Origin of the sequence: Devosia sp. A16 (genome assembly GCF_001402915.1) — a bacterium.
Taxonomy (GTDB): Bacteria; Pseudomonadota; Alphaproteobacteria; order Rhizobiales; family Devosiaceae; genus Devosia_A.
The window spans coordinates 2,621,902-2,630,986 of the sequence record NZ_CP012945.1 but is presented as its reverse complement, the minus strand read 5'-3'; the positions used below and the strand labels follow the sequence as shown (position 1 = coordinate 2,630,986).

Sequence of the window (9,085 nt, the reverse complement as noted above, 5' to 3'; positions counted from 1 at the left end):
GGGTCAGGCGCGCGGCTGCGGCACGATCCTGAGATACGGCTTCAGCGTCTTCCAGCCTTCGGGGTATTTTTCGCGCGCCGCTTCGTCGGAGACGGCGGGCACGATGATCACGTCTTCGCCCGACTTCCAGTTCACCGGCGTCGCCACCTGGTGCTTGGCGGTGAGCTGCAGGCTGTCGATGACGCGCAGGATCTCATCGAAGTTGCGGCCGGTGGAGGCCGGGTACTCGATCTTGAGCTTCACCTTCTTGTCCGGCCCGATGACGAACACCGACCGCACGGTCAGCGAGTTATCGGCATTGGGATGGATCATGTCGTATTTGCGCGCGACTTCGCCATCGACGTCGGAGATCAGCGGAAAGTTGAGCGTTGCGCCTTGCGTCTCGGCGATGTCGGCGGCCCAGCCGGCATGGTTCTCGAGCTTGTCGACCGAAAGGCCCAACACCTTGACGCCGCGCTTGTCGAACTCGGGCTTCAGCTTGGCGGTGTAGCCGAGCTCGGTGGTGCAGACGGGGGTGAAATTCTTGGGGTGCGAGAACAGCACAGCCCAGCTGCCGTCGATGTAATCGTGGAAGCGGATGCGACCTTCGGTGGTCTCCGCCTCGAAATCGGGGGCGGTATCGCCGATGAGAATTGCCATGATGAACTCCTTGATGCGGGGTCGTTGCCACTGCTGACCCGGGCCCGCGCGCCAATATCGAACGCGGTCCAGTCGATTGCGACTGCGCCGCATGAAATCTTTTTGTGTTTTGCCGTCAAGGCGGAACAACCGCTTCCCCGAGGACGGGCTCGACAGCAAAATCAGCGTGATAGGCTAGATCAGGCCGCTGGCGAAGGCGCGCTCCAGGGCAACGGCGACGGCCATCGGCGGGGTCAGCGCCACGGCGAGGGCCAGCGGCTGGCTGAGCCGCGCCACCCGGGCGATGAGGAAGACCAGGACGATGAACAGCAGCGAGGCGCCGATGGTCGCGGGGCCCTGCTGCAGTGGCGGCAGCCAGTTGAACATGATCGTGCCTCCGAAGCCCGCTGGCGGGCATCGCGGCGAGCCTGCGCGCCGAGAGCTTGCCGGGGGATTGTCCGGCTCGGTCGCGGTTGAATCGAGTTTGAACGATGTCATGCGCGGCTTCCGGATAGCGGTGCCCATCGGCACACCCTGTCCCACCCGCCGCGTGTCATCGCTGCGAAAGCAGGGATCCATTTCGCCGCCCGCGCCAGCTGACAGTTGTCCCGGCTTTCGCCGGGATGACACCGAGTTTGATGAAGATCCGGTGGTTCGCCGGCGAGCTGCTAGATCCCGCCCGCTGCTGTGCCGGCCGGCGCCGGCGCCGCGGCGGCGGCGGCCGAGCCCTTGGGCGGGCCGTTGGTCCAGGTGACGTCGAGCCCGGTCAGCGGCACCACCGAGAGCGACATCTTGCCCGAGCCCTGCTGCAGTTCGCGCGAGTGGGCGAGATAGACCAGCGAGTTGTTCTCGGCATCGTAGATGCGCGAGACGCGCAGGCTCTTCCAGATCAGCGAGCGGGCCTGCTGGAAGATCTCTTCGCCACCCTTGTTGGTATTGATGTTGCCGATGGTGATCGGCCCGGCCGCGGCGCAGTCGACCGCCGAATAGGACGGATCCTCGAACCAGTTGCCCTGCTGCAGCCGGTCGATCAGCGAGCGGTTGAAATAGGCGACATGGCAGATGACGCCCTTCACCTCGGGATCGGCGACCGCTTCGACATTGATGTCGTTGCCGGTCCAGTCGACCCCGACGCTCCCCACATTGGTGCCGTTATTGTTGCCGCAGGCGGCAAGGGCGCCGGTGAGAGCGAGGGCGAGGCCGAGGGAGGCGAGGCGCTTGAACATGCTCGGGGTCCAGGGGGTTCGAGTTGCCGACGGCGGTGATGTGGTGACCTTGCCGGGTTCACGCAACGGCTGGTGCCGGCAATAGTTGCGGCGGCGGCCGCTCAGGGCTGTCCATGCCGGGCCGCCGGGCCATGCGGGCGATCGATGTGGCCGAGGTCGCGGCCGGGATCGATGCGGTCGCGCACCAGCTGCTTCAGCTGCTTGGCGTCGGGAAAGCCGCCGTCGCGCTTGCGCTCCCAGATCAGCGCGCCATCGAGGTGAATCTCGAAAATGCCGCCGGTGCCCGGCCGCAGCGCGACTTCGCCCAGTTCGAGGCCGAAGGTCGACAGTGCTTCCTGCGCCATCCAGGCAGCACGCAGCAGCCAGTTGCACTGGGTGCAGTAGGTGATGGCGAGCCGGGGCTTGTCGGTCATATCTGCGGATCCGCCCAGGAGGAGAAGACGTTGGTCGGCAGCACCAGCACGTCGTCCTCTTCGTCCTCGCGGCTCTTCAGCGCCACCAGTTGCGCCGTGGTGGCGTTGACGCGCTGCGCGAGCAGCCGCGCGATCTGCAGCAGCCAGGAGGGATGCGCCTCGAGCACCGCCAAGGCGTTGTCGATGACATAGAGCTGCACGTCGGTGACGGTGCGCACGGTCGCCGAATGCGGCCGCTCGAGCAGCACGCTCATTTCGCCGAAAATGGCGCCGGGCTGCTTGATGGTGGAGACGAACTTGCCGTCGCGCAGCACTTCGACCTCGCCTTCCTTGAGCACCATGATGCTGCCCCCGGCCTCGCCGCCCTGCACGATCAGGTCGGTTCCGGCAGGGAAGAAATCGAACTTCAGCCAGCTTTGAGTTTCTTCCGCCACTTGAGGCAACTCCCGCTATTCGAGCAGTGCGAAGATCTTGTCGAACATCACCTGGTCCTCACGGACCTTGGCCTGCCGGCGCATGTCGACCAGCAGTGCCGTGGTCTTGTGCAGCCGGGCGGCCAGCAGCCTCGCGATATGGCGCGCCGCCACCGGATGCGCGTCGAGAAACGCGTCGGCATCATCGGCCACATGCACCTCGGCGCCGTTGCGGGTGCGGACCGTCGCCGAATGCGGCAGGTCGAGCAGCGCCGACATGTCGCCGATCACCGAGCCGGGCTCGCCGATCGCCGCCACCGTGCTGCCGTCGCGCAGCACTTCGAGTTCGCCCGACTTGAGGATGTAGAGCTTGCCAGTCCGCGCGCCTTCGCTCACCAGCACCGAACGCGGCCCCAACACATTGACCGGCAGCGTCGCCGCCGCCACGAGGATCTGCTCCATCACTCCGCCTTGCACCCGGACCCATTACGCATCGAGCTGCGGATGGTAGCCGAGCTTTGGCGCGATGCGAAGTCGCCCGGGCGCACGATTTTGCTGGCCGCGACGGCCGCCCAGCGCGTATTGAGGCCCCGCGCCGGCCACTTGCCGGCAGCACACCCGAACCTCCCGTCCCCGGCCACCTGCCGGGCCCGACCCTCGGAGAGATGAGATGACGACTTCCGTACTCGGCCGACCGGCCGAAATTCCGCTCGATCCATCGAGCGCGGTGCTCGACCGGGTGCCGAACCCGCATCCCGATATCGACTACCTGATCCGCTTCACCGTGCCCGAGTTCACCGCGCTCTGCCCGATCACCGGGCAGCCGGATTTCGCGCATCTGGTCATCGACTATGTCGCCGACCAGTGGATGATCGAGAGCAAATCGCTGAAGCTGTTCATGTTCTCTTATCGCAACCACGGCGCCTTCCACGAAGCGACGACAGTGGAGATCGGCAAGCGCCTCGTCGAGGCGCTGGCGCCGCGCTGGCTCAGGATCGGCGGCTACTGGTATCCGCGCGGCGGCATCCCGATCGACGTGTTCTGGCAGACCGGCGCGGCACCGGCCAATCTCTGGCTGCCCGAGCAGGGCGTCCCCGGCTATCGCGGGCGGGGGTAGCGCAAGGGCGTGTGGCTCCCCTCGAGGGGAGCTATCGCCGCAGGCGGCGAGCGGCCGCGGAGGTGCCGGTGTTTGGGGCCGCCCCCTCCACCAAGCTTCGCTTGGTCCCCCTCCCCCGCCCCGCGGGGGAGGATCACGGCACGGCCGGTGACTGATGGGCCTCGGTGCTTGAGCGCCGGGCGCGTTCCACTATGGTCGCCCGAGACCAGCGGGAGTCGGAACAGGTGAGTCGTGACATGAGCAGCGGGCAGCGTCCCCGCTACCAGCTGCTCGATCTGCTGCGCGGCGTGGCGATCATTGCCATGGTCGTCTTCCACATCGCCTGGGACCTCTACTATTTCGGCTACTCGGACGTCGACGTCACCACGGTCATCGGCTGGGTGGTGTTCCAGAAGTCGATCCTTTCGAGCTTCCTGCTGCTGGTGGGCGCCGGACTGGTGCTGGCGCATGGCAAGGCCATCCGCTGGAACAAGTTCTGGCGGCGCTTCGGCATTCTGGTCGCGTGCGCCCTGCTGGTGACCGCCGGCACCTACTGGATGTTCCCCGACTACTTCGTGTTCTTCGGCGTGCTGCACGCCATCGCGCTGTTCTCACTGATGGGATTGGCTTTCCTCAAGCTGCCGCCATGGCTGGTCGCGATCATCGGCGCCGCGGTGATCGCCGCCAACTTCCTCTACAACGACCCGATATTCTCGAGCCGCGAGCTCGGCTGGATCGGCTTCTGGCCGAGCTCGCCGCCAACCAGCGACGTGGTGCCGATCTTTCCCTGGTTCGGCGTGGTGCTGCTGGGCATCGCCGCCATGCGGCTGATCCTCGCGTCGCCGCTCGGCGAGGATCTCGGCCATTTCCGCAGCGAAGAGCCGCTGGCCCGCGGCCTCGCCTGGATTGGCCGCTGGAGCCTGCCGATCTATGTGCTGCACCAGCCGCTGATCATCGGGGTACTGTGGGGACTGACGCAGCTGCAGGCGCCGGTACTGATGCCGCCGGTGCTCAGCCAATCGCAGGACTTCGTCAAGAGCTGCACTACCGCCTGCCTCGGCACCGGATCCGACCTCGCGCGCTGCGACCGCTATTGCGGCTGCGCCGTCGAGCAGGTGGAAACCGGCAACCTCTGGGACGCGGTGGCGGCGACCGAGCCGACGCTCGAGCAGAACACGCAGCTGCGCGCGGTCGCCCAGCTTTGCACGGCGATGGCGGACAAGGCTCCTTAGCCTACTGAGATGCAGCAACCTTCCCTTCTCCCCTAAGGGGAGAAGGTGGTGCGCAGCGCCGGTTGAGGGGTTGAGCGGCGCAACAAGCGCTCCCTGAGAAGCTGAACCCCTCACCCAAGTTTCGCTACGAACCTGACGGTCCAAGCTCCACTACCCTCTCCCCTCAGCGGCGAGGGGACGATGGAGCCGATATGTCGAGCTTCGCAACTTCGGAACGCCCTAGTTCTGCTCCTTGTGTCCGCCGAAGCCCAGCCGCATGGCGGAGAGCATCTTTTCGGCGAAGTTGTGCTCCTGGCGGGAGCGGAAGCGGGTGAAGAGGGCTGCGGTCAGCACTTCGGCCGGCACGGCTTCCTCGATCGCCGCCTCGACCGTCCAGCGGCCCTCGCCGGAATCGGCGACGTGGCCGGAGAAGGCTTCGAGCCTGGGATCCTTGGCGAGGGCGATGGCGGAGAGGTCGAGCAGCCAGGAGGTCACCACCGAGCCGCGGCGCCACACTTCGGCGATGTCGGCGACGTTGAGCTCGAAGCGCTCGCCCGGCGGCAGCACTTCGGCATTCTTGCTTTCGAGGATGTTGAAGCCCTCGGCATAGGCCTGCATCATCCCGTACTCGATGCCGTTATGCACCATCTTGACGAAGTGGCCGGCGCCGGCCGGGCCGGCATGGATGTAGCCCTGCTCGGCGCGCGGATCGAAGCCGGCGCGGCCCGGGGTTTCCTCGATGTCTCCCTTGCCGGGGGCGAGCGCCGCAAAGATCGGATCGAGATGGTCGACCGCAGCCGTCTCGCCGCCGATCATCAGGCAGTAGCCGCGCTCGAGGCCCCAGACGCCGCCGGAAGTGCCGACATCGACATAGCGGATGCCAGCCTTCATGAGGTCGGCGGCGCGGCGGATATCGTCCTTGTAATAGGAGTTGCCGCCATCGATCAGGATGTCGCCGGGGTCCACGCAGGAGGCCAGATGCGCGATGGTGCCCTCGGTGATCTTGCCGGCCGGCAGCATCACCCAGATGGCGCGCGGGCCCTCGGTCAACGCCGCGACCAGCGCCTCGAGCGTCTCCGCCGGGCGGGCGCCCTCGGCGCCGAGTGCGGCACGGGCATTGGCGTCGATATCGTAGACGGCGACATCGTGGCCGGCCCGCATCAGCCGTTTGGCGATATTGCCCCCCATGCGGCCCAACCCGACAATACCGATCTGCATGATGCACACTCCACTGTAGCGACTGACGCGGGGGGTGTTATACGCGACATCGAGACAACGGGGGCAGCCCCGGAAAGAGCTTTGTTTGGTCGCGAGATCGCACCGGAAAGGTCTGCAACCTTTCCTGATCTCGCTCTAGGGAGAAACGACTATGCGGGTAGTGATTACCGGGGGCGCCGGAAACCTGGGCAGCAAGCTGAGGGAGCACCTGGAGACGGCCGACTGGGTGGAGGAGATCGTCGCCATCGACGTCGCCCCGTTTACGGCCGGCAAGAAGACGCGGGTGGTGGTGGCCGACCTCGCCGACCCCTATGACGAGCGCTGGCGCAAGGAAGCGCAGGCAGCCGACGGCATCGTGCACTACGCCTCGGCCAACCCGGCGCCCAACTCGAGCTGGGCCGAATCGGCGGCCTCGTTCGACATGACGGCGAACCTGCTGGAGCAGGCGGGCGGCGGCACCAAACCCTGCCGCTTCATCTTCGCTTCGTCCAACCACGCCATGGGCGGCTACAAGGATGCGCCGCTGCCGGCCGACGGCAAGCTCAGGATGTCGACGCCGCATATCAGCGGCACCCGGTACTATGACGTCGACGGCTACAAGTGGGGTTCCGCCTATGGCGCCACCAAGGCGCTGGGCGAGCGCGTGTGCGCGGCGCGCGCCGCGGCCACCAATGGCCGGATCACCGCGGTTTCGACCCGCATCGGCTGGTGCCAGCGCGGCGAGAACCTCGCGATCACCATTGCCGGCAGCGGCGGCGGCGACCGCGGCGAGACCGACGAGGCGATGATCCGGCGCAATGCGCTATGGTACCGCAACATGTGGCTGTCGAACGGCGACCACAACCGCCTGATGGTGGCGGCGCTGCGTGCCGACGCCAGCAAGTGGCCGGCGCCGCACATCGTGGTTTCCGGCATGTCCAACAATACCGGCATGGCCTGGGACCTCGAAGAGGCGCGGGAGTGGATCGGCTACGTGCCTGAGGATAACCTCTGGGCCGACCTCAAGGCCGCCGGCCTCGAGTGAGCCGGGGCGAGGCGGTTGCGCTCAGCGCCCCGGCCAAGTAATGCGGCAGGTCTGGTGCGCGCCATGGCGCGCACCGCATGACATCGAGTTTTGAATTGGTCGCGCTTTCGAACCGGAACAGTCTCGCGGCTCTTCCTGAAACCGCTCCAGCTAGAGGGACAGCATGAGCTTTGCCGATATCTACGCCCGCGTGGTTGCCTGGATCGGCGCCGGGGCGATCCTGGCGCGCAGCTTCAACGAGCCGAAACGCGATCCGATCTACGGCAATACGCCGAATATCCCCGAGGCACGCCCACAGGCGATCCCGACGCTGAAGATGCCGACGGCGCGCGGCTGGTCGGGTGACCACAAGCCGACCGCGGCGGCGGGCCTCAAGGTCAACGCCTTCGCCAGGAGGCTCAAGCACCCGCGCTGGATGCACGTGCTGCCCAATGGCGACGTGCTGGTGGCCGAGGCGCTGAGCACGCCGGGCGGCATCAAGACGCCGTTCGATTATGCAATCTTCACCACCATGCGGCGCGCCGCCGCGGTGGGCGAGAGCCCCAACCGCATTACGCTCCTGCGCGACGCCGACGGCGATGGGGTGGCCGAACAGCAGCACACGCTGCTCGAGGGGCTCAACCAGCCGTTCGGCATGCAACTGATCGGCGAGACGCTCTATGTCGGCAATACCGATGGCGTCTATGCCTATCCGTTCAAGGTCGGCGAGACCCGGATCACGGCGGCGGGCAGGAAGCTGATGTCGACCAAGCCGGGCGGGCACTGGACGCGGAGCCTGATCGCCAGCAAGGACCAGACCAAGCTCTATGTCGGGGTCGGCTCGCTCAGCAATATTGGCGATTCCGGCATGGCGGCCGAGGAAGGCCGCGCCTGCATCTTCGAGCTCGACCTCACCACCGGCAAGCACCGCATCTTCGCCGGCGGGTTGCGCAACCCGGTGGGCCTGGCGTTCGAGCCGACCACCGGCGAGCTCTTCACCGTGGTCAACGAACGCGACGGGATCGGCGACGAGACGCCGCCCGATTACCTGACCTCGGTGAAGGATGGCGGCTTTTACGGCTGGCCGTACTCGTACTGGGGCAAGATCGTCGACGACCGCGTGCCGCAGGATCCGGCCAAGGTGGCCACCGCCATCGCCCCGGATTTCGCACTGGGCGGGCATACCGCCTCGCTCGGCCTCTGCTGGCTGCCCGAAGGCACTCTCCCCGGCTTCGGCGACGGCATGGCGATCGGCCAGCACGGCTCGTGGAACCGCTCGACGCTCTCGGGCTACAAGCTCGCCTTCGTGCCGTTCGCCAACGGCAAGCCGACCGGCACGCCGCGCGAGATCCTCACCGGCTTCCTGTCGCCCGACGAGAAGGAGTCCTATGGCCGCCCCGTCGGCGTGGTGATCGCCAGGGATGGCGCGGTGCTGATGGCCGACGACGTGGGCGACGTGATCTGGCGGGTCACCGGGGCGCAGGGCCCGGCTGGCTGACGCTCCTCTGATCCTCCCCCGCGTGGCGGGGGAGGATCACCGCACCGCGGGCCTCTTGGCAGATGACGCCCACATCACGCAGCCACCCCTAGCTTACCCCCTGCGCGAACTGATGGGGGCCACACCATGCGAATGTCTGCGCTTGTTCTGCTTGCCGTTTTCGGCATCGGAGGCGGCACGGCTGCCGCGGCCGATCTGATCGTCGACGACCCCGAAGCGATTGCCGCCGCAGCCGACTACGACTGGTCGGGCGCCTATGCCGGCCTGTTCGGCGGCGGCGGCAATGGCGAGGTCACGCTGGAAGAGCCCAGCGGCCTCGCCGATCCGCTCGACCTCGCTGCCGGCGGCTGGCTGGCCGGGGTGCGGGCCGGGTTCAACGCCTAGGCGGG

At 67.0% G+C, this 9,085-nt stretch carries 12 protein-coding genes; 5 read left to right on the top strand and 7 right to left on the bottom strand.

All coding sequences use genetic code 11. The features are described from left to right. Window positions 1–3 precede the first annotated feature (3 nt). The 6 genes from APS40_RS12815 to APS40_RS12790 all read right to left on the bottom strand — a co-directional run bounded on the left by APS40_RS12815 (window position 4) and on the right by APS40_RS12790 (window position 3,132). Window positions 4–639 carry a peroxiredoxin gene (locus APS40_RS12815; protein WP_055047421.1) on the bottom strand — a complete coding sequence of 212 codons (636 nt, stop codon included), beginning with the start codon at window positions 637–639 and terminating at the stop codon, window positions 4–6. A 174-nt stretch (window positions 640–813) separates the two neighbouring features. Beyond that, a complete protein-coding gene (locus APS40_RS12810) occupies window positions 814–1,005 on the bottom strand; it encodes a hypothetical protein (RefSeq protein ID WP_055047420.1) in 192 nt (63 codons plus the stop codon). 281 nt (window positions 1,006–1,286) lie between these two features. Next, the gene (locus APS40_RS12805; protein WP_055047419.1) at window positions 1,287–1,844 is read right to left on the bottom strand and encodes a CreA family protein; all 558 of its coding nucleotides are present in this window, start codon (window positions 1,842–1,844) and stop codon (window positions 1,287–1,289) included. Window positions 1,845–1,945: 101 nt separating this feature from the next. Further along, complete coding sequence (locus APS40_RS12800; protein ID WP_055047418.1) at window positions 1,946–2,257, bottom strand: SelT/SelW/SelH family protein; 312 nt, start codon at window positions 2,255–2,257, stop codon at window positions 1,946–1,948. Continuing rightward, complete coding sequence (locus APS40_RS12795) at window positions 2,254–2,691, bottom strand: Crp/Fnr family transcriptional regulator (RefSeq protein ID WP_055047417.1); 438 nt, start codon at window positions 2,689–2,691, stop codon at window positions 2,254–2,256. The genes APS40_RS12800 and APS40_RS12795 overlap by 4 nt, the downstream gene beginning before the upstream one ends. A 15-nt stretch (window positions 2,692–2,706) precedes the next feature. Beyond that, complete coding sequence (locus tag APS40_RS12790; protein WP_055047416.1) at window positions 2,707–3,132, bottom strand: cyclic nucleotide-binding domain-containing protein; 426 nt, start codon at window positions 3,130–3,132, stop codon at window positions 2,707–2,709. A 208-nt stretch (window positions 3,133–3,340) separates the two neighbouring features. Here APS40_RS12790 and queF point away from each other — a divergent pair, with 208 nt between their 5' ends. Both queF and APS40_RS12780 read left to right on the top strand, forming a co-directional pair. Beyond that, window positions 3,341–3,787: a preQ(1) synthase gene (queF, locus tag APS40_RS12785; RefSeq protein WP_055047415.1), complete on the top strand. Its 447-nt coding sequence runs from the start codon at window positions 3,341–3,343 to the stop codon at window positions 3,785–3,787. Window positions 3,788–4,023: 236 nt separating this feature from the next. Further along, entirely contained in the window at window positions 4,024–4,998 is a 975-nt protein-coding gene (locus APS40_RS12780; protein ID WP_055047414.1) for a DUF1624 domain-containing protein, read from the top strand. Between the two features lie 219 nt (window positions 4,999–5,217). Here the strand turns inward: APS40_RS12780 and gnd are convergent, their stop codons facing one another. Beyond that, on the bottom strand, window positions 5,218–6,195 hold the full coding sequence (gene gnd, locus APS40_RS12775; protein WP_055047413.1) for a phosphogluconate dehydrogenase (NAD(+)-dependent, decarboxylating): 978 nt from the start codon (window positions 6,193–6,195) through the stop codon (window positions 5,218–5,220). Between the two features lie 151 nt (window positions 6,196–6,346). Between gnd and APS40_RS12770 the strand changes: the two genes are divergently transcribed. The 3 genes from APS40_RS12770 (at window position 6,347) to APS40_RS12760 (ending at window position 9,080) form a co-directional block, all read left to right on the top strand. Continuing rightward, complete coding sequence (locus APS40_RS12770) at window positions 6,347–7,219, top strand: NAD-dependent epimerase/dehydratase family protein (RefSeq protein WP_055047412.1); 873 nt, start codon at window positions 6,347–6,349, stop codon at window positions 7,217–7,219. Between the two features lie 163 nt (window positions 7,220–7,382). Further along, the gene (locus APS40_RS12765) at window positions 7,383–8,696 is read left to right on the top strand and encodes a PQQ-dependent sugar dehydrogenase (protein ID WP_055047411.1); all 1,314 of its coding nucleotides are present in this window, start codon (window positions 7,383–7,385) and stop codon (window positions 8,694–8,696) included. A 132-nt stretch (window positions 8,697–8,828) separates the two neighbouring features. Next, on the top strand, window positions 8,829–9,080 hold the full coding sequence (locus APS40_RS12760; RefSeq protein ID WP_055047410.1) for a hypothetical protein: 252 nt from the start codon (window positions 8,829–8,831) through the stop codon (window positions 9,078–9,080). Window positions 9,081–9,085 lie beyond the last annotated feature (5 nt).